The sequence below is a fragment of the Neorhizobium sp. CSC1952 genome (assembly GCF_030378245.1).
GTDB classification, from domain to species: Bacteria; Pseudomonadota; Alphaproteobacteria; order Rhizobiales; family Rhizobiaceae; genus Neorhizobium; species Neorhizobium oryzae_A.
The window spans coordinates 1927564-1948258 of sequence record NZ_CP128416.1 but is presented as its reverse complement, the minus strand read 5'-3'; the positions used below and the strand labels follow the sequence as shown (position 1 = coordinate 1948258).

The following is a 20695-nucleotide window of genomic DNA, read 5'->3' as shown; positions in this document are numbered from 1 at the left end:
CCCGACCGATGGCACGCGTCATCGGCCAAAGGTCCGCATATGAATGAAAGCATTGAAAAGATCGTCGACGCACCCGTCTTCGGACCCGGCCATGTCTGGCTCGCCGGCGCAGGCCCCGGCCATCCGCGCTACCTGACGCTGGAAGTGGCCGATGCGATCGGCAAGGCCGACGTGATCGTGCATGACGCTCTGGTCTCCGATGCCGTGCTCTCGCTCGCAAGGAACGGCGAGTTGATCTTCGTCGGAAAGCGCGGCGGCAGGCCGTCGGTTGCACAGGACGACATTATCGGCCTGCTGATCGATCTCGCCCGGCAAGGCAGGCGCGTCCTGCGGCTGAAGGGCGGCGACCCCTTCGTCTTCGGACGCGGCGGCGAGGAGGCCGAAGCCCTCGCCAGGGAAAACATTCCCTTCCGCATCCTGCCGGGCATGACCTCCGCTCTGGCGGCGCTCGCCGCGGCCAATATCCCGGCGACGATGCGCGGGCTCAGCCGCGCGATCACGCTCGCGACCGGCCACGCCGCCGGCAGCCCTGACGATCTCGACTGGAAGGCGCTGGCAAAAACCGGCGAGCCGATCGTCGTCTATATGGGCCTGAAGACCATCGGTGCGATCGCCCGGCTGCTGATGGATGGCGGATTGCCGCCGCAAACGCCGGTCGCCGTGCTGATGGCCGCCACCACGCCGGACGAACGCACGCTCACCGCGACACTCGCGACTGTCGCAGCCGAGGTCGAGCGCCAGAATTTTGCCGCGCCCGCGCTGATCGTCATCGGCAGGATCGTCTCGATGCAGGCGATACTTTCGGGCCAGAACCGATGACCGCGCGCGCCCTCGTCATCGGCGCGCCGCGCTCCGGCTCCGGCAAGACCAGCGTCACGATCGGCCTGCTGCGGGCCTTCGCCCGGCGCGGCGTGAAGGTGCGCGGCATCAAGACCGGGCCGGACTATATCGATCCCGGCTTCCATGAGGCCGCGACGCATCTGCCGGGGCTCAATCTCGACAGCTGGGCCATGGCGCCGGACCTGCTGCGGCATCTGGCGCGGCAGCAGGCCGACGATGCCGAGCTCATCCTGATCGAAAGCGCCATGGGCCTGTTCGATGGGATTCCGGGGGAAAAGAACCGTTCCGGCGCGGCTTCCGATCTCGCGCGCCTCTTCGGCCTGCCGGTTCTGCTCGTGCTGGACGTCTCCGGCCAGTCGCAGACGGCGGCGGCGATCGCCTACGGCTTTGCTCATTACGATCCGCAGGTGAAGATCGCCGCCTGCATCCTGAACCGCGCCGGCAGCGAGCGGCACAGGAAACTGAGCGGCGAGGCGATCGAGGCGATCGGCCTGCCGGTCGTCGGCACGATCCTGCGCGACCCGACGCTGATCCTTCCCGAACGGCATCTCGGCCTCGTGCAGGCGAGCGAGCATCCGGAAATGGATGCGCATATCGAGCGGCTGGCGGATGCCATGGAAGCCTCGCTCGATCTCGATGCGATCTACGCCGCCGCCAAACCTTTCGATATCCCGCCCGGATCATCGGAAAAAATCTTGCCGCCGCCGGGGCAGCGGATCGCGTTAGCCGAAGACGCCGCCTTCACCTTCCTGTACCCGCATCTGAAACGCGGCTGGCGGGAAGCCGGCGCGGAGATCGTCCCCTTTTCGCCGCTCGCCGACGAAGCGCCGCCCACCGGCTGCGATATCTGCTGGTTGCCCGGAGGCTACCCGGAATTGCATGCCGGACAGCTGGCATCGGCCGAAAACTTCAAGAGAGGCCTGAAGCGGTTCGCCGATACGAAGCCGGTTCATGGCGAATGCGGCGGCTACATGGTTCTCGGCGAAACCCTGGAGGATGCCGAGGGCATCACCCATGCCATGACCGGCCTCCTTTCGCATCGGACCAGCTTCGCGAAACGCAGGATGAATCTCGGCTATCGCCAGGCCGAACTCATGGCCGATAGCCCTGCCGGCCGGCAAGGCACGGTCATCCGGGGCCATGAGTTCCACTATGCCAGCGTGGTCTCGGCTGGGACCGATGCGCCCTTCGCGGCCATTGCGGATGGCGCCGGCCGGCCGATCGGCCAGACGGGCGGCCGGCGCGGATTGGTCAGCGGCGCCTTTTTCCACGCGATCGCCCGCGCGTAAGCGGGTAAAAGTCACCTTCGGTTGCAACCGTTTTCCGATGCGCAGGGAACCGTCGCATCGGCGTCACTTTATGTCGCTCAGAATGCAGCGCACGCGCGGGATACGCACCTTAATCCTCTGAAAGGCTTTGCCCGAGGGCAGGAAGCTAAATCCGGTGCGGCCTTGACGGCGAATAGCCGCAGGAATCGCGCTCTCTGAAAGGACGGAAAGACCGGCGGCAACCGGAGCATTTCCCAGACATCGATGACAGGCGAATTCGACCACGCGGAAGAGGAAACCGCCGGATGCGCCTGAATATGCAATTTCAACGCTCAACGATAAAAGGAACAGGGGAATGAACGATTTTACCAAATATCTCGCCGGCCGGGTGACGGCAGGAGGCATGAACCGCCGCGAATTCATGGGCCGCGCCATGGCTGCGGGCCTGACGCTGGCAGCCGCAAGCCAGCTCTTTACCGAAAGCGCCGAGGCGCAGCAGCCGAAGAAGGGCGGTCACTTGAAACTCGGGCTCGAGGGCGCCGCCGCCACCGACTCCAGGGATCCCGCCAAGGCGCTCTCGCAGTTCATGTTCGTCGTCAGCCGCTGCTGGGGCGACATGATCGTCGAAGCCGAGCCGCTGACCGGCAAGCCCGTGCCGGCGCTCGCCGAAAGCTGGGAGCCTTCCCCGGACGCCGTCACCTGGACCTTCAAGATCCGTTCCGGCGTGAAATTCCACAACGGCAAGACGCTGACCGTCGACGACATCGTTGCCACGCTCAGACGGCACACGGACGAGAAGGCGGAATCCGGCGCGCTCGGCGTCATGAAATCGATCAAGGACATCAAGGCGGACGGCGACAATCTCGTCCTGACGCTGACCGAAGGCAATGCCGACCTGCCGCTCCTGCTCACCGACTATCACCTCGTGGTCCAGCCGAACGGCGGCGTTGACGATCCGAACGCGATGATCGGCACCGGGCCTTACAAGGTGGCGAGTTTCGAACCCGGCGTGCGCGCCACGTTCGAGAAAAATGCCGACGACTGGCGTTCCGACCGTGGTTTCGTGGATTCCGTCGAGCTCATCGCCATGAATGACGCCACGGCCCGTATTGCCGCTCTGTCCTCCGGCCAGGTGCACTATATCAACCGCGTCGATCCGAAGACCGTCGCGCTTTTGAAGCGCGCGCCGACCGTCGAAATCCTGTCGACCTCCGGCCGCGGCCATTACGTCTTCATCATGCATTGCAACACCGCGCCGTTCGACAACAACGACCTGCGTCTTGCGCTGAAATATGCCATGGACCGCGAGAACATGGTCAAGACCATCCTCGGCGGTTACGGCAAGGTGGGCAACGACTTCCCGATCAACAGCACCTACGCCCTCTTCCCGGAAGGGATCGAGCAGCGCGCCTACGATCCGGACAAGGCCTCGTTCCATTACAAGAAGTCGGGCCATAGCGGTTCGGTCCTGCTGCGCACGTCGGAAGTCGCCTTCCCGGGCGCCGTCGATGCCGCCGTGCTTTATCAGCAGAGCGCCAAGAAAGCCGGCATCAATGTCGAGGTGAAGCGCGAGCCGGGCGACGGCTACTGGACCAACGTATGGAACGTGCAGCCTTTCTCGACGTCCTACTGGGGCGGCCGTCCGACCCAGGACCAGATGTATTCCACCGCCTATCTTTCCACTGCCGACTGGAACGACACCCGTTTCAAGCGACCGGACTTCGACAAGCTGCTTCTGGAGGCACGCTCCGAGCTGGACGAGACGAAGCGCAAGGACATGTATCGCACCATGGCGATGATGGTGCGTGACGAAGGCGGCCTGATCCTGCCGATGTTCAACGACTTCGTGAACGCCGCCAGCAAGAAGGTGAAGGGCTACGTCCACGATATCGGCAACGACATGTCGAACGGCTATGTCGCGACCCGCGTCTGGCTCGACGCCTGATTTCTGAAACCGCGGCTTCGCCGCATGACCGAGGGATCGCAGATCCGACTGCGATCCTCCTTCCGTTTCAGAACGAGGGCCTTGCCGATGTCCAACTCCACGGAAACAGAGAGCCTGCCGGGACAGCGTTTCAGGGAGCGGTTTCCGCTTCTCGCGCTGGTGATCGAGCGGATGCTGCTGTCGGTCCTGCTGCTGTTCGCCGTCTCGGTGCTGATCTTCGGCGGCGTCGAGGCGCTGCCGGGCGATTTCGCCTCGACCTATCTCGGCCAGTCGGCAACGCCCCAGGCGGTCGCCAACATCCGCGCCGAACTCGGCCTCGACCGGCCGCTCGTCACCCGCTATTTCGAATGGCTGGGCGGGGCCGTGCAGGGCGATTTCGGCACGTCCTGGGCGAGCCGGAACTCCGTCTCCGAACAGGTGGGCAACAGGCTCGGCAATTCGCTCTTCCTCGCCGGTTTCGCGGCGGTGATCGCCGTGCCGCTCGCGGTCGGGCTCGGCATGCTGTCCGTCCATTTCCGCGACCGCCTGCCGGACAAGATCATCAACGTCATTTCGCTCGCGGCGATCTCGTTGCCGGAATTCTTCATCGGCTATCTGCTGATCCTCTATTTTGCGGTGAATTTCGGCGTCGCGACCTTCCCGGCGACGGTTTTCGAGGGCATGGGCCTGATTGAACGGATCAAGGCGATCGCGCTTCCCACCGCAACGCTGGTGCTTGTGGTCCTTGCCCATATGATGCGCATGACGCGGGCAGCGATCCTTTCCGTCATGTCGTCGGCCTATATGGAAACGGCCGAGCTCAAGGGGCTTTCCGCCTGGCGGGCGATTGTCAAGCACGCCGCACCCAATGCGCTCGCGCCGATCATCAATGTCGTGGCCCTCAATCTCGCCTATCTCGTTGTCGGGGTCGTGGTGGTGGAGGTGGTCTTCGTCTATCCCGGCATGGGCCAGTACATGGTCGACGCGGTGACGGTGCGCGACATGCCGGTGGTGCAGGCCTGCGGCCTGATCTTCGCCGCCGTCTACATCTTCCTCAACATGCTGGCAGATATCCTGGCGATCGTCGCCAATCCCCGCCTGAGGCATCCGCGATGAGATTGAGAGACATTTCCATCACCGCATGGATCGGCATGATCGGCATCGCGCTGGCCCTGATCTGCGCCGTCTTCGCGCCGCTGATCGCCCCCTACGGTGAAACCGAAGTGGTCGGCGGCGTCTGGCAGGAGGCGGATGCGCAATTCTTCTTCGGGCTCGACAATCTCGGCCGCGACATCCTTTCGCGGCTGATCTACGGCGCCCGTACCACGCTCTTCGTGGCGCTGGCGGCGACCGTCATCTCCTTTTCGCTCGGCATCCTGCTGAGCTTCATCGCCGCCGTTTCGGGCGGCGTCATCGATACGGTCTTTTCGCGCTTCAACGACCTGATGATGTCGATCCCGACGCTGATCTTCGCGCTGGTCGTGCTGGCCGTGCTGCCGCAGCACCTGGTCGTGCTGATCCTCGTCATGGCGATTCTGGATTCGACCCGCGTCTATCGCCTGGGCCGTGCCGTGGCCTTGGATGTCGCGGTGATGGAATTCGTCGAGGCCGCCAGGCTGCGCGGGGAAGGCACCACCTGGATCATCTTCCGCGAAATCCTGCCGAACACGCTTTCGCCGCTGCTTGCGGAATTCGGCCTTCGCTTCGCCTTCTCGATCCTCTTCCTCTCGACCCTCTCCTTCCTCGGCCTTGGCATTCAACCGCCGACGGCGGACTGGGGCGGCATGGTGAAGGAAAACAAGGACGGCATCATCTTCGGCATCTCGGCAGCCCTGGTGCCCGGCTCCGCGATCGCGGCGCTCGCCGTCTGCGTCAACCTCGTCGTCGATTGGCTGCTCAAGCGAACCTCCAGCCTGAAGGGAGGCCGCGGCGATGCCTGAGACTTCGTCAAACCTTTTGACCGTCCGCAATCTCAAGATCGAGGCGACCAGCTACCCGCCCGGCGAACCGCCGAAACGCATCACCATCGTCGACGGCGTGTCCTTCGACCTTCAGAAGGGCAGGGTGCTCGGCCTAATCGGCGAATCCGGCGCGGGCAAATCGACGATCGGCCTTTCCGCTCTCGCCTACGGCCGTGGCGGCGCCGAGATCACCGGCGGCGAGGTCATCCTCAACGGCACGAATATCCTGGCGCTCGGCAAGGGCGGCATCCGCAAGGTGCGCGGAGCCCGCGTCTGCTACGTCGCGCAATCGGCCGCCGCCGCCTTCAATCCCGCCCACCGCCTCGGCGATCAGGTCATCGAGGCCTCCGTCAAGCACGGGTTGATGACGAAGGAGGAGGCGAGGAAACGTGCGCTCTACCTCTTCCGTGTTCTGGGCCTGCCAAGCCCTGAAACCTTTGGCGACCGCTTTCCGCATCAGGTTTCCGGCGGTCAGCTCCAGCGTGCGATGACCGCCATGGCGCTGTGTCCCAATCCGGAGCTCATCGTTTTCGACGAGCCGACGACAGCGCTCGACGTGACCACCCAGATCGACGTGCTGGCGGCGATCAAGCACGCGATCGAGGAAACCGATACCGCCGCACTCTACATCACCCACGACCTCGCCGTCGTCGCGCAGATTTCCGACGACATCATGGTTCTGCGCCATGGCAGGACGGTGGAATATGGTTCCGTAAAACAGATCATCGAAGCTCCGACGCAGGATTATACCCGCGCCCTGGTGAATGTCCGCCAGACGGCCCGGCAGGAAGCACCGGACCAGTCGAAGCCGCTGTTGAAGGTCGACAATATCAGCGCCCAGTATTCCAACGGCTTCAAGGTGCTGCACGGTGTCTCGCTGCACCTCTGCAAGGGCCAGACGCTGGCGATCGTCGGCGAATCCGGCTCGGGCAAGTCGACGCTCGCGCGCGTCGTCACCGGCCTCCTGCCGCCGAGCGAGGGACGGATCACTTTCGACGGCAAACCGCTGACGCCGGCGCTCAAGAACCGGCCCCGCGAGGATCTGCGCCGCATCCAGCTCATCTACCAGATGGCCGACACCGCCATGAACCCGCGCCAGACGGTGCGCGATATCATCGGCCGGCCGCTCGCCTTCTACGACGGCCTTCGGGGCGCGGCGAAGACGGCGCGGGTCAAGGAACTGCTGGACCAGATCGAAATGGGCAACGGCTTCATCGACCGTTATCCGGCCGAGCTTTCCGGCGGCCAGAAGCAGCGCGTCGCGATCGCCCGCGCTCTGGCTGCCAGGCCGGAACTCATCCTTTGCGACGAACCCACCTCGGCGCTCGATCCGCTGGTGGCGGAGGGTATTTTGAAACTCCTGATGAAACTGCAGGAAGAACAGCAGCTCTCCTATGTCTTCATCACCCATGACATCGCGATCGTCCGCGCGATCGCCGATTCCGTCGCCGTCATGCATCGCGGCCGGCTGGTGCGGTTCGGGCCGAAATCGCAGGCGCTCTCGCCGCCCTTCGACGATTATACCGACCTGCTGCTGAAATCCGTGCCGGAGATGGAGATCGGCTGGCTGGAGCGTGTGCTGAACACCCGACGCAGGGAAAGCGCCGGAAACTGATCGCAAAACATTGAAAGTGCATATGGCATGGCTGAACGCTCCTTCGCCGTCATCGAAAACCAATGCATCACGCTGAAGGACGGAACGCGGCTTTCCGCCCGAATCTGGATGCCGGATGGCGCCGAGGCCGATCCGGTACCGGCGGTCTTCGAATTCCTGCCCTACCGCAAGCGTGACGGGACGAGCGCCCGCGACGAATCGACCTATCCCGTCTTCGCGGCGGCGGGCATTGCCGGTATACGCGTCGACATCCGCGGCTCGGGCGAGTCCGACGGCGTGATCGACGGCGAATATACCGAACTGGAACTGACCAACGCCTGCGAGCTGATCGCCTGGATCGCCCAGCAGCCCTGGTCGAACGGCAATGTCGGCATGATGGGCATTTCCTGGGGAGGCTTCAACAGCCTGCAGGTCGCGGCGCTGCGCCCGCCGGCGTTGAAGGCGGCGATCTCGATCGCCTCGACCACCGACCGCTACAACGACGACATCCATTACAAGAACGGCTGCCATCTCTCGGCCCAGCTCTCCTGGGCGGCGACCATGCTCGCCTACCAGTCGCGCCCGCCGGATCCGGAACTGGTCGGCGACCGCTGGCGCGACATGTGGATGGAGCGGCTGGAAAACGAACCCTTCTTCATGGAGGAGTGGCTGTCGCATCAGCGCCGCGACGCTTTCTGGAAGCATGGCTCCATCCGCGAAGATTACGCGGCTATCGGAATCCCGGTTCTGGTGATCGCCGGCTGGGCCGACGGCTACCGCAACACGCCGCTGCTTGCGGCGGAAGGTACCGGTGAAAAGTCCAAGGCGCTGATCGGCCCCTGGGTGCACAAATACCCGCATTTCGCCTGGCCGAAACCGCGTGCCGATTTCCACGGCGAAGCGATCGCCTTCTGGAACCGCTGGCTGCGCGGCGAGAAGAACGGCATCGACAACCTGCCGCAGGTGCGCGCCTACATTCTCGACGGGCCGAAGCCTGCACCGCGCCGCGACCACGATCCCGGTTTTTGGATTGCAAAACGGACATGGTCCGAGCCGGACATGCAATGCTTCTATGTGGAGCAATTCGGAACGCTCGCCGAGGGCCTCCCGATCCCGCATGCTCCGGCCCACGAGGTCTATCTCAAATCACCGCTCGACACCGGCACCGCATCCGGCGAATGGTTCACGCTGAAGCCGGATGCCGAAATGGCCGGCGACCAGCGGGTTGACGACGCGGGATCCCTGACGTTCGAAACTCCGCCGCTTGCCGAAGCTCAGACCTATCTCGGACGGCCGGTTCTGACGCTTACCCTCCGCTCGGATGCCGAACTCGCCAATCTCTGCGCCCGCATCGTCGACGTCCATCCGGATGGGGCAGCGACGCGCGTTTCCTTTGGCGTCGTCAACCTCGCCCACCGCAACGGCAATGCCGAGCCGGAACCATTGAAGCCCGGTGAACCCGTAACGGTCCGGCTTGAGCTCGATGCCTGCGGTTACCGTTTCGGCAAGGGCCACCGCATCCGGCTGTCGCTGTCGAGCGCCTATTGGCCGACCGTACTGCCGCCGCCTGCCGATACGGGCCTGACCATCGACATGGTCTCCTTGGGCCTTGGAATGCCGAAGCTCGGCGCGCACGAGATGTTCGAGATGAGAGAGCCGGACGATCCCGACCCACTGCCGGAATATATCGAGCACGCTCCGCCGGAAACGAAGCGCAGCGTCACCCGGGACCTTTCCGCCAACCGCACCGATTATCGCATCCACGAAGATACAGGGCTTCACGAGCATCCCGGTACCGGACTTGCGACCCGGCAGACCCGCGAAGAGCTCTGGTCGATCGAGCCGGATGATCCGCTGTCCATGACCGGGATCTCCACATGGACCTGCGATATGCAGCGACCTGGCTGGTCGGTCAGGACGGTTTCGACCTCGCGTATCGCCTGCACGGCAAGGGACTGGCTGATCAGCGCTTCGGTCACCGCTTATGAGGGCGAAAAACAGGTATTCCGGAAGACCTTCGAGAAGGTCATTCCGCGCGACTTGATGTAGCGAAGCGCCGAACCGCCTGGCAAAGCGCCTGAAAACCTTCGCGGGCGCCGTCGCTCATGTGCCGGGCGCGCAGCCAGGCATGCACCATCTGCGGCTCCTCCCGGAAAGTCACATCCACCCCGGCCGTTCGAAGCCGCTCGGCATACATCCGCCCGTCGTCCCGAAGCGGATCGAAATGCGCAACGGTGATATAGGCCGGCGGCAGGCCGGAGAGATCTGTGGAAAGCAGCGGATGCGCCACGGGCTCGTCCGCCGGCGCTTTCAAGATCGCGCGGTAATAAGCGACATCGGCTGTCGTCAGGCCCGGCGCCTCAGCCATTTCCGTGTAAGAGCCCGAGACCAGATCGCCGCCGAGCGCCGGATAGATCAGCACCTGTCCGGCAATGCCGGCAAGCCCTTCGTCACGGGCGCGAAGAGCAAGCCCGGCCGCCAGATTGCCGCCGGCGCTGTCGCCGATCACCACGACTTTTTTCCCCTGCCCGAGAAGCTGCTTCAGCACCGCGAAACAATCGTCCGTCTGGGCCGGCCAGACATGCTCCGGCGCGAGACGATAATCCACGGAGACGAGTTCCGCGCCGGCAAAATCGGCGATCTCCGCGCAGATGGCATGATGGCTCTGCAGAGAGCCGACCACGAACCCGCCGCCATGCAGATAGAGCAGCATCGTTCCGGTGCGGATATTCCCCGGCCTGTAGCGGCGGATCGGCGTAAACAGCATCCCGTCCTGAAACGTGAGACCTTGCGGCAAGGGGCGGTCGAAGCGAGCGCAGAGCGCGTCATACCAGGCGCGTTGCTGCTCGATCGGCGCATTCACGGCATCCGGCGGATAGAAGCCATCGCAGATTCTCAGGAATTCCAGGATTCCCGGTTCTTCCGGGAACGGTCCTGTCTTTGGAGGGGAAGGAGCCACCGTCGTGCGCCTCGATCGGACATCGCTAAAGGCAGGTTAAGGCGGCAAACGATTGCCCACAAGACCGGATTGCGCCGGCAGATGGTCGGATTCCATCTTGCATGACCCGCATGAGCTTCTAGTCTGCGTTGCTTCAGTGGCATTGGTTCGGAAAGGTGGCTCGTGACGGATTTCGAAAAGACCCGCTCGCTCTTCTATCTGCCGGAGGGCGTTATCTATCTCGACGGCAATTCGCTCGGGCCGCTGCCGCTCGCCGCCAAGGATCGCGTCGCCGGGCTGATGACCGAGGAATGGGGCGAGCTGCTCATCAAGGGGTGGAACAAGGCGGGCTGGATGACGATGCCGCGCCGGATCGGCGACCGGGTGGGCAGACTGATCGGCGCGGAGCCGGGCACTGTGGTCATGGGCGATACGCTGTCGATCAAGGTCTATCAGGCGCTTGCCTCGGCACTGGAACTCGTTCCCGAACGCAAGGTCGTCCTTTCCGACAGCGGCAACTTCCCTTCCGACCTCTATATGGCGGAGGGCCTTATCGGCTCGCTCGGCAAGGGCCACGAGCTGAAGATCGTCGAACCGGAAGAGGTCGAGGCGGCGATCGACGAGACCGTCGCCGTGTTGATGCTGACGGAAGTGGACTACCGCACCGGCCGCCTGCACGACATGAAGACGCTGACGAAGAAAGCCCATTCCGTCGGCGCCATCGCCGTCTGGGACCTCGCCCACACGGCCGGCGCCCTGCCGGTCGATCTTGCGGGCGCCGAGGCGGATTTCGCCGTCGGCTGCACCTACAAATATCTGAACGGCGGACCCGGCGCGCCGGCCTTCATCTATGTCGCGCCACGGCATGCGGAGAGGGTGCGGCCAGCGCTTTCCGGGTGGCTGGGGCACGAATCACCCTTCGCCTTTGAGCTCGGTTATCGCCCCGGCGGCGGCATCGACCGCATGCGCGTCGGCACGCCGCCGATCCTCGGGCTCGCGGCGCTCGATGCGGCACTCGATGCCTGGGAGGGCGTCGACATGCAGGATGTGCGCCGGCAGTCGATCCGGCTGTGCGATCTCTTCGTCGCCGAAGTCGAGGAACGCTGCCCGTCGCTCAAGCTCGGTTCGCCCCGCGATGGCGAAAGGCGCGGCAGCCAGATATCCTTCCTGCACGAGGAAGGCTACGCGATCATGCAGGCTTTGATCGCCCGCGGCGTGATCGGCGATTTCCGCGCCCCGAACGCCATCCGTTTCGGCTTCACGCCGCTCTATATCGGCGAACAGGACGTCATCAAGGCCGTGGATATCCTCCAGGACATCATGACGAACAGGCTCTGGGACACCGCGGAATACAGACAGCGGGCGCTGGTGACCTGAGTATGACCGATGAACAGCCCTCTTCGCCCAGGAAACTCTCCAAGATCGTGCCTTACAGGCTCGCCCGCAGCAATGCGGAAATGGTCAAACTGATCAGCCTTCTTTGCGAGATCAACGGGTTCAAGCTGAACATCTGGCGCGTGATGTCGGCGGTCGGCAGCTACCAGCCGATTTCGCCGATGGAAATCGGCCGGCACACGACCATCGACAAGGCAATGGTGTCGCGCGCAATCCGCGAGCTCGTCGATCGCGGTCTGGCGGACCGCCGTTCGGACGAGCGCGATGCCCGATGGGCGCAGGTCGAGCTGACCCCCGAAGGCACGGCCATCTACGACAAGATGGTCGCCGCGATCGATGCCCTTGAAAAACACCTCTTTCGCGACCTGCCTGCCGGCAAAGTCGAAGAGTTCATGGACATGCTGGGGCTCGTGGAACGGCGTGTCCGTCGAATGCGCGAAAGGGTCGAACTGAACAGGAAAACGGATCTCGCGCAGCTGCTCGGAAAGGACGAGGCCTGACGGCTGCCGCCGGCGAAACCCGAGGCGGAGTGCCGTGACGTGTTTGGATTTACCGCGCGCCAAGATTGTTTACAAAGAAACAATCTCCATGTAAACAAACAGGCGGGCGGGAGGAGATCGCCCCGCTGTTGATCTGGGAGGATCCTATGAAGAACCGTTTCTTTGCTGGGGTAGCGGCGGTTGCCGTCCTGTCCCTTCCGTTGATTGCCGCCCCTGCGCTGGCGGACGTGACCATCGGGGTCACCGTATCCTCGACCGGCTCGGGCGCCGCGCTCGGCATCCCGCTCAAGAATTCCGTCGAACTCTGGCCGGCCGAGGTCGGCGGAGAGAAACTCAAGGTCATCGTCCTCGATGACGCCGGCGACCCGTCGATCGCCACCACCAACGCCCGCCGCTTCGTCAACGACGACAAGGTCGACGTGATCGTCGGTTCGGCGCTCACCCCCGCATCGATCGCGGTTGCCGGCGTCGCGGGCGAAACCAGCACGCCGCATCTTGCCGCATCGCCGGTTCCGCCGAACATTTCCAAGGGCAAGTGGACCTTCATCCTGCCGCAGGATGCCGGCCTCATCGCCAAGAATCTCTTCGCCAGGATGAAGGCCGACGGCGTCAAGACAGTCGGTTACATCGGCTTCTCGGATTCCTACGGCGACCTCTGGGTGAACCAGTTCAAGGCAATCGGCGAGCAATACGGCCTGAAGATCGTGGCCGAGGAACGCTATGCCCGCCCCGACACCTCCGTTTCCGGCCAGGTGCTGAAACTCGTGGCGGCACGTCCGGATGCCGTCTTCATCGGCGCCTCGGGCACCGGTGCTGCCCTGCCGCAGATCGGGCTTCGGGAGCGTGGCTTCACCGGCAAAATCTATCAGACCCACGGCGCCGTGACCTTCGATTTCCTGCGCATCGCCGGCAAGGCGGCAGATAACACGATTTTCGCGTCCGGGCCGGTCATGGTGCCGGAAGCCCAGCCGGACAGTTCCGAAACCAAGCAGGAAGGCCTCGCCTATGTGACGGCTTACGAGAAGAAATTCGGCGCCGGCACGCGCACGCAATTCGGCGCTCATATCCACGACGCCATGGCGATCCTCAAGAAGGCGATCCCGGCCGCGCTCAAGACCGCAAAACCGGGAACGCCGGAATTCCGCGCTGCATTGCGCGATGCGATCGAAACCGGCGGTCCGTTCCCGGCAAGCCAGGGCGTCTTCGAATACAAGCCCGACGACCATCTGGGCCTCGACGATCGTGCCGTGGTGCTGCTGACGGCCGAGGACGGCAAGTTCGAACTCGTCAAGTAAGGCGGCAATCCGGCGAGGCCCGGCGCCCGCGCCGGGTCTCTCTAAAAGGACCGCCGGACATTCCGTCGTCATGCTCGGGCCTGTCGCGAGCATCTGCCCGCATCGGACGTGGATAGATCCCCGGCGCAAGCCGGGGATGACGCCGAATACGAGGCCAAGCCTGTCGACAAACCATGACCCGGCAGGCGTGACAGGCATTCCATCTTTCGCAATCGGAGGAAATTCATTTGGACGCGATGATTGCGACCTTCCTGATCCAGGACGGGGTCACCAGCGGTGCGATCTATGCGCTTCTCGGCCTGGCGCTGGTTCTCGTCTTCTCGGTCACGCGGGTGATCTTCATTCCTCAAGGCGAGTTTGTCGCCTATGGGGCGCTGACGCTGGCGCTGCTCGACAACGGCCGCATTCCTCCAACCATCTCGCTGCTCGTGTGCTTCGGTGCGGTCGCCTTCCTGCTCGATCTCTGGGACATGCGGCGGAGAACGGACGCGCGCACCTTCCTGCGCAGCCTGGGGCTCAATCTCGTCCTGCCCGGCATCGTCTACGGCATCGTGACCGTGCTCGCTCCACTCGGGCTGCCCTCCTTCGCCAGGGCCTTGCTGACCATCCTGGTCATCGCGCCCATGGGGCTCTACGTCTACCGCATCGCCTATCGGCCGCTTGCCGATGCTTCGGTCCTCGTGCTGCTGATCTGCTCGATCGGCGTGCATCTGGCCATGATGGGGCTTGGCCTCGTCTTTTTCGGCGCCGAGGGCCTCCGCGCCCAACCGCTCGACGATGCGAACTATACGATCGGATCGCTGATGGTGCCCGCCCAGAGCCTCTGGATCTACGGCTCGACGATCGCGATCATCGTCGCCCTCTACATTTTCTTCGAACGGACGCTGCTTGGAAAGGCCTTGCGCGCGACCGCCGTCAACCGCCTCGGCGCGCGGCTGGTCGGAGTGCGCACGCAATTGACCGGCGTCACCGCCTTCATGCTGGCCGCGACGATCGGCGCCGTCTCCGGCGTACTGATAGGACCGATCACCACCATCTATTACGACACGGGCTTCCTGATCGGCCTGAAAGGCTTCGTGGCGGCCATCATCGGCGGGCTCGCGAGCTTTCCCGTCACCGCCGTGGCAGCGATCGGCGTCGGTCTGATCGAGTCCTTCGCCTCCTTCTTCGCCAGCTCCTACAAGGAAGTCATCGTTTTCGGGCTGATCGTCCCCGTGTTGATCTGGCTGTCGCTCAGCCACACGTTCCATGAGGAGGAGTGATCGATGATCTTCCGGCGCCTGCTTCCCGGCCTTGCCGGCATCCTCCTTCTGGCGGTTGTCCCGATCCTCCCGGTCCCGCCCTTCTGGATCACGCTGCTCAACAATATCGGCCTCGCCTCGCTGGTGACGATCGGACTCGTGCTGCTCACCGGCGTCGGCGGCCTCACCTCCTTCGGCCAGGCCGCCTTCTGCGGTTTCGGCGCCTATACGACGGCCGTGCTGAGCACCCATTACGGCGTCTCCCCCTGGCTGACCCTGCCGCTGTCGCTGATCGTCGGCGCGGCGATAGCCCTGCCGCTCGGTCTCATCACGGTGCGTCTTTCCGGCCATTTCCTGCCGCTCGGCACGATCGCCTGGGGCCTCGCGCTTTATTACCTTTTCGGCAAGATCGATCTGCTCGGCCGCTATGACGGCATTTCCGGCATCCCGCCGATCGAATTCGCCGGCTATCGTTTCCTGAGCGACGGCTCGATCTACTATCTCATCTGGTTCTTCGTCATCGCGGTGGCGATCGGCGCCCGCAACCTGCTCGATTCCCGCACCGGCCGCGGCATAAGGGCATTGCGGGGCGGCGGCCAGGCAGCGGAGGCCTTCGGCGTCAACATCGTCCGCGCCAAGCTCACCGTCTTCGTTTTCGCCGGCGTCGTCGCCGCGCTCTCCGGCTGGCTCTACGCCCATATGCAGCGCTCGGTGAATCCGACACCCTTCGGCCTTTCCATGGGCATCGAATATCTGCTGATGGCGGTCGTCGGCGGCTCCGGCCATGTCTGGGGAGCGATCTTCGGCGCCGGCATCGTGCTGATCCTGAAGGACGTTCTGCAGCGCTTCCTGCCGGGGATCATCGGCACGACCGCCAATTTCGAGATGATCGTCTTCGGCATCCTGCTCGTCATCATCCTGCAGCTCGCGAGGGAGGGGCTCTGGCCTTTCGTGCTGCGGCTTCTGCCGAAGCGGCAGCCGCCGCCGGTGCCGGCTTCGGGGCGGAAGCTCGCGAAGCGCACGCTCGCGCCCGCCGGCTCGCCGCTCATCAAGGTGGAAAAGGCGCGCAAGACGTTCGGCGGACTGGTGGCGGTCAACGACGTCAGCTTCGAAGTGCAGGCAGGCCGGATCGTCGGGCTGATCGGTCCGAACGGCGCGGGAAAAAGCACGACATTCAATCTCATCACCGGCATCGCATCGCTCACCACCGGCTCGGTCTTCTACGAAGGCCAGCCGCTCACCGGCGACAGTCCGCGCCAGATCGCCAGGCACGGCATCGCCCGCACCTTTCAGCACGCGAAAATCCTCCCCGACATGTCGGTGCTGGAAAACGTCGCGCTCGGCGCGCATCTGCGAGGCTCGGCCGGCGTCTTCCGCAGTTTCCTGCGGCTCGAACGGGAAGAGGAGGCAACGCTGCTTGCCGAAGCCGCATACCAGCTCGAGCGCGTCGGCCTTGGACAGTATCGCGACCGCCCCGCGGGCGACCTGGCGCTCGGCCAGATCCGCATCCTGGAGATTGCCCGCGCCCTTGCCGCCGATCCGGCGGTTCTGCTCCTGGACGAGCCGGCAGCGGGCCTGCGCCACGGCGAGAAGCAGGAGCTTGCAAGCCTCCTCAGGAAACTCCGCGAGGAGGGCGTCAGCGTGCTGCTCGTGGAGCACGACATGGGCTTCGTCATGGGGCTGGTCGACCATCTCGTCGTACTCGATTTCGGCACGTTGATCGCCGAAGGCAAGCCGGCGGAGGTGCGTAGGCACCCGGCCGTGGTTGCCGCCTATCTGGGAGGTGCAGCTTGACCGGGAACCTGCTCGAACTCTCCGGCATTCACGCCTCCTACGGCCGCGCCGAAGTGCTGCACGGGATTTCGCTTTCCATGAAAGCCGGCAGCATCGTCACCGTGATCGGAGCCAACGGCGCCGGCAAGACGACCTTGCTCAATGCCGTCATGGGAATCATGCCCGCGAGAGGCACGATTCTCTACGACGGCGTCCCGGTGCCACACTCGGTCGAGGCTCGGGTCGCCGCCGGCCTCTGCCTCGTGCCGGAAAAGCGCGAGCTTTTCGCCAGCATGTCCGTCGAGGACAATATCGAACTCGGCGGCTTCCTGCGCAGCGCCTCGGAGAGAGCCGAAACGCGGGAGGAACTTTACGCGCGTTTCCCCCGGCTGGCCGAACGGCGCAGGCAGCTTGCCGGCACGCTCTCCGGCGGCGAACGGCAGATGCTGGCGCTCGCCCGCGCGCTGATGAGCCGCCCGCGCCTGCTGCTGCTCGACGAACCGAGCCTGGGCCTGGCGCCGAAGATCGTTACCGATATTCTCGATATCGTCTCGGAACTTCGCAAGACCGGCGTCTCGATCCTGCTTGTCGAGCAGAACGCCCGCGCCGCGCTTGAGATCGCCGACGAGGGATATCTCATCGAACTCGGCGAAGTGCGCCGCTCCGGTCCCGCAGCGGAACTCGCCGCCGACCCGGCCCTGATGGAGAGCTATCTCGGCACCCACTCCTGACGGGGATCGTCAGTCAAAGCTCTCGACGAATTTCCGGCGAAACTCGTCCATCCGATAGACTTGCGTGTCCTTGGCCGGGATCATGCCCTCATGCCAGTTCCAGCCGTCCAGGCGCTTCAGCAGTTCCGGATTGCCGGTGACGATGTGCATCGGCACGTCACGCGATGCGCCCTCGCCGGTGACGATCGATGCCGGCTGATGGTCTCCGAGCAGGACGAACAGCGTGTTCCGGCCGTAGCGTGCCATGTAGGAGCCCAGGGTTTGGAGCGTGTAGTCGATCGACGCGATATACTGCGCGCGGACACGGTCCGGATTGGCCCAGACGACGGAAGGCGGGTCGCCGCTTTCCGCCTGCGCATCGAACACAGTGCCGTCGCCGACCTTCTCCCAATCGACCAGCGTCGGAACCGGCGTCCAGGGCGCGTGGCTGGAAATCAGCGCTATTTCCGCCATGACCGGCTTATCGCCGGGCCTGTCTCGTCCTTGGCGCTCCAGCCGCTCGAAGGCCGAAAGCGTGTACTGATCCGGCATGGTGATCCAGTTGAACGGTTTGCCCCTGTAGCCGAGCCCTGCGGCGGCATGCACGCTGTCGTAGCCGAAATAGCCGGCTTCCGGCCAGTCGAACGTGATCGCCGGCATGACGGCTGCCGTCCGCCACCCCGAGGCGCGGAACAGGCTGTTGAGACTCAGGCGTTCGCTGGTGATCATCCGGTCGTAGCGCGCCTGATTGTTGATCCAGAGGCCGGAAAGCAGGGTACCGTGGGCAAGCCAGCTCATGCCGCCGACAGTCGATGAGGTGAGCCAGCCGCTGCGTGCTTGAAGCCCTGCGGCCTCCAGCTCCCCTTCCATGGAAGACAGCCGGCCATGGATGCGCGTGGCATAACGGGGATCCTCGATGGCGCTGCGGCCATAGGATTCGATAAAGATCAGCACGACATCCGTGCCGGCAAGCGCGGAAAAATGTGGCCCGTCCGGCACAGGATCCTGCTTCAGTTCGTCCTCGAACCGCTCCAGATCGGCGACCGAGTCTTTCACCATCGCGACGCGGTTGAGCAAATAGGGGCCCGCAGATGCATCCACGCCCAAGTTGCGGCGCCCGCGATCCTGCACCGTAAACGCAGCCAGCCCGGCAAGGAGGATGATGCCGCTGACGAGAGCGGACGTCCGGCGACCTTCAGCCGTCAGGTGCCGGAAGCCGCCGAGCGACCAGTAAAGCGCGGCCACCGCCAGAAGCCAGACGAGCAGGCCGGCGCAGACGATACCGGCGGCTTCCTTCACCCCGACGGCACCGCTCAGCAGATTCCACCCGTCGGTCAGGATTTTGAGGTCGAGATAGGGATTGAACGGCCTCTGGAATGCGATGCCCGTGCCGATATCCGCAAGCTTCAGAAGCAGCATGATAGCGAGGAACAGCGCGATGACGCCTCGCAGAAGGGTGAAAGCGCCCCCGGTGAACACCGATGCGAGCAAAACAATCCCTGCGATCTCCAGCGGGAACCGCCATTCGGAGAAGTCGGAAAACGCAGCGGGATTGGAAGGCAGCGACAGGATCGCCAGGGCGATCATCAGCGAGATTGCGATCCGCAATGAGGAAAACCTCGCGGAAGTCGTGGGAGATCCAAGCTTCGTTCCCGTCGCGCTTGGAGCCATGAACCGTCGGCCGGCCATCATGCATCGAGCCGGGCATAGATATCGCCGGACGATCGACGACCGGCCATTCCGGCAAGGTCGGCGAGCATCGCCTCGGCGGACACCCAGTCGCGATTGACGAAACGATGCCGCTCGCCTTCGACGCGGTTGAACCGATAGGAGCCGAGCCTCCGGATGTGGCCGATCGCTTCTTCGGCGATTTCCATCACCGCCGGAACATATTCGAAGGCGATGAGAGGGATGGGATGGCGCAGGCCGGCAAGAATATCGGCTTCCGCCCCTTCCACGTCGATCTTGCAGAAGAACGGTAGCCCGTATTCATCGATCAGCGCGTCGAGCGTCGTCATCTCCACGCGCTCGACCCGGTCCCAGGCGACCCTCCTGAACCCGGAAGTCTTCTCGACCTTTGAGATCCAGGAGGACGAAATGCTCGTCACCGTCGGGTGGCGGCTCGAAATGTGGAGGTCGGCGCTGCCCTTCTCCCTGCCCACCGCCTTGCGCAGCAGGACGAGGTCCTCGCCGGCAAGGGATCTCGCGATGAAATCGGCGAACAATGGCTGAGGCTCCAGGGCGATGACCTTGGCCCCGAGCGAGAGAAGCGTGCGGCTGCGGCTGCCGGCATGTGCGCCGATATCGAAGACGAGATCGCCGGGTTTGATGAAGCCTCCGTAAAACCGCCTGAGTCCGGTGCGGCGCCAGGGCTGGCCGTAATAGATCAGCAGCGATCGCGTAAGCCCCAGCGAGGCGGAGAAATCATACCGCATGCCTGTCGCCCCGGCCTGCCTGCATGAGAAAGACCACGTCCACGGCAAAGGAATAGACGAGCGAGGCGAGCGCTCCCGCCGCGAGCGCCGTCGAAACCGGCGGCATGACGGCCGGAAACAGCACCAGACAGAGCGCCACGCCCTGAATGACGCAGATCGCCTTGCGGCGCGTGGAGGGCGGCAACTCGCGCTGAAGCGGCGGGAAAATGAACTGCAGTGCCACATAGGCATAGCGCATCAGGCCGATCAGCAGCACCCAGACGCCTGCTTTGGCGAGCAGGAAGGCCGCAAGCGACAGGAAAAGGATCAGCAGGGCATCCACCTCCATGTCGAAGCGGGCGCCGAAGCGCGAAGCGGTCCCGGTGCGGCGGGCAAGATAGCCGTCGACGCCGTCCAGAGCGAGTGCGACGGCAACGACGACACCGATGAGCCATAGAGAACCCGCATCGGAAACCGCCCCGAACTCGCCGGAAGCCAATACCAATCCCCCCAGTGTGGCTGCGATAGCGGCGCGTAGGGTCGTGATGCTGTTCGCCGCGCCGAAACGGCCATGTCCATGCGCGTGCAGATTGCCGAGAGCGATGGCGGACACCGCAGCATAGATGATGAAGGCCGTTCCGGCCGCGGCGGTATCCATGCCCAGGTAATCACCAAGGGAATGCATCGAAACAATCAGAAGCGCGGCAACCGCCAGTGTCGTCGCGCAGGCATCCAGGGAAAGGGAGCGATAAGCCTCGCGCGCCGCCGTCTCGTCCGGATAGGCTGCATTCACCCACTTGGTCATCGAGGCCGCCTCCCCGGCATCATGTGAAGCATTCGTG

18 protein-coding genes are annotated in these 20695 nt (G+C 64.2%); 13 read left to right on the top strand and 5 right to left on the bottom strand.

Features of this window, described 5'->3' with window-relative positions:
* Positions 1-39 precede the first annotated feature (39 nt).
* Together cobA and QTA58_RS09735 are read left to right on the top strand one after the other, a co-directional pair.
* Complete coding sequence (cobA, locus tag QTA58_RS09740) at positions 40-819, top strand: uroporphyrinogen-III C-methyltransferase (protein ID WP_289672613.1); 780 nt, start codon at positions 40-42, stop codon at positions 817-819.
* Positions 816-2129: a cobyrinate a,c-diamide synthase gene (locus QTA58_RS09735; protein WP_289672612.1), complete on the top strand. Its 1314-nt coding sequence runs from the start codon at positions 816-818 to the stop codon at positions 2127-2129. Before cobA ends, QTA58_RS09735 begins: the two co-directional genes overlap by 4 nt.
* 63 nt (positions 2130-2192) lie before the next feature.
* Here the strand turns inward: QTA58_RS09735 and QTA58_RS09730 are convergent, their stop codons facing one another.
* A complete protein-coding gene (locus QTA58_RS09730) occupies positions 2193-2480 on the bottom strand; it encodes a hypothetical protein (protein WP_289672611.1) in 288 nt (95 codons plus the stop codon).
* Between QTA58_RS09730 and QTA58_RS09725 the strand changes: the two genes are divergently transcribed.
* From QTA58_RS09725 to QTA58_RS09705, 5 genes are all read left to right on the top strand, one after another.
* A complete protein-coding gene (locus QTA58_RS09725; RefSeq protein ID WP_289672610.1) occupies positions 2464-4053 on the top strand; it encodes an ABC transporter substrate-binding protein in 1590 nt (529 codons plus the stop codon). The two genes, QTA58_RS09730 and QTA58_RS09725, sit on opposite strands and share 17 nt — an antisense overlap.
* Positions 4054-4140: 87 nt before the next feature.
* Positions 4141-5148 carry an ABC transporter permease gene (locus QTA58_RS09720; RefSeq protein WP_085421528.1) on the top strand — a complete coding sequence of 336 codons (1008 nt, stop codon included), beginning with the start codon at positions 4141-4143 and terminating at the stop codon, positions 5146-5148.
* Positions 5145-5972 carry an ABC transporter permease gene (locus QTA58_RS09715; RefSeq protein WP_085421529.1) on the top strand — a complete coding sequence of 276 codons (828 nt, stop codon included), beginning with the start codon at positions 5145-5147 and terminating at the stop codon, positions 5970-5972. The genes QTA58_RS09720 and QTA58_RS09715 overlap by 4 nt, the downstream gene beginning before the upstream one ends.
* On the top strand, positions 5965-7608 hold the full coding sequence (locus QTA58_RS09710) for an ABC transporter ATP-binding protein (RefSeq protein WP_289672609.1): 1644 nt from the start codon (positions 5965-5967) through the stop codon (positions 7606-7608). The genes QTA58_RS09715 and QTA58_RS09710 overlap by 8 nt, the downstream gene beginning before the upstream one ends.
* 27 nt (positions 7609-7635) lie before the next feature.
* Entirely contained in the window at positions 7636-9636 is a 2001-nt protein-coding gene (locus QTA58_RS09705; RefSeq protein WP_289672608.1) for a CocE/NonD family hydrolase, read from the top strand.
* Here QTA58_RS09705 and QTA58_RS09700 read toward each other — a convergent pair.
* Complete coding sequence (locus QTA58_RS09700; RefSeq protein ID WP_289672607.1) at positions 9614-10546, bottom strand: alpha/beta hydrolase; 933 nt, start codon at positions 10544-10546, stop codon at positions 9614-9616. The genes QTA58_RS09705 and QTA58_RS09700 overlap by 23 nt on opposite strands.
* A 162-nt stretch (positions 10547-10708) precedes the next feature.
* Between QTA58_RS09700 and kynU the strand changes: the two genes are divergently transcribed.
* From kynU to QTA58_RS09670, 6 genes are all read left to right on the top strand, one after another.
* Complete coding sequence (kynU, locus tag QTA58_RS09695; protein ID WP_289672606.1) at positions 10709-11902, top strand: kynureninase; 1194 nt, start codon at positions 10709-10711, stop codon at positions 11900-11902.
* Positions 11903-11904: 2 nt separating this feature from the next.
* Complete coding sequence (locus tag QTA58_RS09690) at positions 11905-12420, top strand: MarR family transcriptional regulator (RefSeq protein ID WP_289672605.1); 516 nt, start codon at positions 11905-11907, stop codon at positions 12418-12420.
* A gap of 146 nt (positions 12421-12566) precedes the next feature.
* Positions 12567-13715 carry an ABC transporter substrate-binding protein gene (locus tag QTA58_RS09685; protein WP_085421535.1) on the top strand — a complete coding sequence of 383 codons (1149 nt, stop codon included), beginning with the start codon at positions 12567-12569 and terminating at the stop codon, positions 13713-13715.
* Positions 13716-13951: 236 nt separating this feature from the next.
* Positions 13952-14977, top strand: coding sequence for a branched-chain amino acid ABC transporter permease (locus QTA58_RS09680; RefSeq protein ID WP_289673086.1), 1026 nt, complete (start codon positions 13952-13954; stop codon positions 14975-14977).
* A gap of 3 nt (positions 14978-14980) precedes the next feature.
* Positions 14981-16750: a branched-chain amino acid ABC transporter ATP-binding protein/permease gene (locus QTA58_RS09675; RefSeq protein WP_289672604.1), complete on the top strand. Its 1770-nt coding sequence runs from the start codon at positions 14981-14983 to the stop codon at positions 16748-16750.
* Entirely contained in the window at positions 16747-17460 is a 714-nt protein-coding gene (locus QTA58_RS09670; protein ID WP_289672603.1) for an ABC transporter ATP-binding protein, read from the top strand. The genes QTA58_RS09675 and QTA58_RS09670 overlap by 4 nt, the downstream gene beginning before the upstream one ends.
* A gap of 9 nt (positions 17461-17469) precedes the next feature.
* Here QTA58_RS09670 and QTA58_RS09665 read toward each other — a convergent pair whose 3' ends face one another.
* The 3 genes from QTA58_RS09665 to QTA58_RS09655 form a co-directional block, all read right to left on the bottom strand.
* Positions 17470-19047, bottom strand: a complete 1578-nt coding sequence (locus tag QTA58_RS09665) for a sulfatase-like hydrolase/transferase (RefSeq protein ID WP_289672602.1) — start codon at positions 19045-19047, stop codon at positions 17470-17472.
* Positions 19048-19127: 80 nt separating this feature from the next.
* Positions 19128-19874 carry an FkbM family methyltransferase gene (locus QTA58_RS09660; RefSeq protein WP_289672601.1) on the bottom strand — a complete coding sequence of 249 codons (747 nt, stop codon included), beginning with the start codon at positions 19872-19874 and terminating at the stop codon, positions 19128-19130.
* On the bottom strand, positions 19864-20658 hold the full coding sequence (locus QTA58_RS09655) for a CDP-alcohol phosphatidyltransferase family protein (protein ID WP_289672600.1): 795 nt from the start codon (positions 20656-20658) through the stop codon (positions 19864-19866). Before QTA58_RS09655 ends, QTA58_RS09660 begins: the two co-directional genes overlap by 11 nt.
* Positions 20659-20695 lie beyond the last annotated feature (37 nt).

What these genes read in the sequence shown, in the direction of transcription:
- cobA (WP_289672613.1), top strand. Translation starts at nt 40, where the DNA reads ATGAATGAAAGCATTGAAAAGATCGTCGACGCACCCGTCTTCGGACCC.
- QTA58_RS09735 (WP_289672612.1), top strand. Translation starts at nt 816, where the DNA reads ATGACCGCGCGCGCCCTCGTCATCGGCGCGCCGCGCTCCGGCTCCGGC.
- QTA58_RS09725 (WP_289672610.1), top strand. Translation starts at nt 2,464, where the DNA reads ATGAACGATTTTACCAAATATCTCGCCGGCCGGGTGACGGCAGGAGGC.
- QTA58_RS09720 (WP_085421528.1), top strand. Translation starts at nt 4,141, where the DNA reads ATGTCCAACTCCACGGAAACAGAGAGCCTGCCGGGACAGCGTTTCAGG.
- QTA58_RS09715 (WP_085421529.1), top strand. Translation starts at nt 5,145, where the DNA reads ATGAGATTGAGAGACATTTCCATCACCGCATGGATCGGCATGATCGGC.
- QTA58_RS09710 (WP_289672609.1), top strand. Translation starts at nt 5,965, where the DNA reads ATGCCTGAGACTTCGTCAAACCTTTTGACCGTCCGCAATCTCAAGATC.
- QTA58_RS09705 (WP_289672608.1), top strand. Translation starts at nt 7,636, where the DNA reads ATGGCTGAACGCTCCTTCGCCGTCATCGAAAACCAATGCATCACGCTG.
- QTA58_RS09690 (WP_289672605.1), top strand. Translation starts at nt 11,905, where the DNA reads ATGACCGATGAACAGCCCTCTTCGCCCAGGAAACTCTCCAAGATCGTG.
- QTA58_RS09685 (WP_085421535.1), top strand. Translation starts at nt 12,567, where the DNA reads ATGAAGAACCGTTTCTTTGCTGGGGTAGCGGCGGTTGCCGTCCTGTCC.
- QTA58_RS09680 (WP_289673086.1), top strand. Translation starts at nt 13,952, where the DNA reads ATGATTGCGACCTTCCTGATCCAGGACGGGGTCACCAGCGGTGCGATC.
- QTA58_RS09675 (WP_289672604.1), top strand. Translation starts at nt 14,981, where the DNA reads ATGATCTTCCGGCGCCTGCTTCCCGGCCTTGCCGGCATCCTCCTTCTG.
- QTA58_RS09660 (WP_289672601.1), bottom strand. Translation starts at nt 19,874, where the DNA reads ATGCGGTATGATTTCTCCGCCTCGCTGGGGCTTACGCGATCGCTGCTG.
- QTA58_RS09655 (WP_289672600.1), bottom strand. Translation starts at nt 20,658, where the DNA reads ATGACCAAGTGGGTGAATGCAGCCTATCCGGACGAGACGGCGGCGCGC.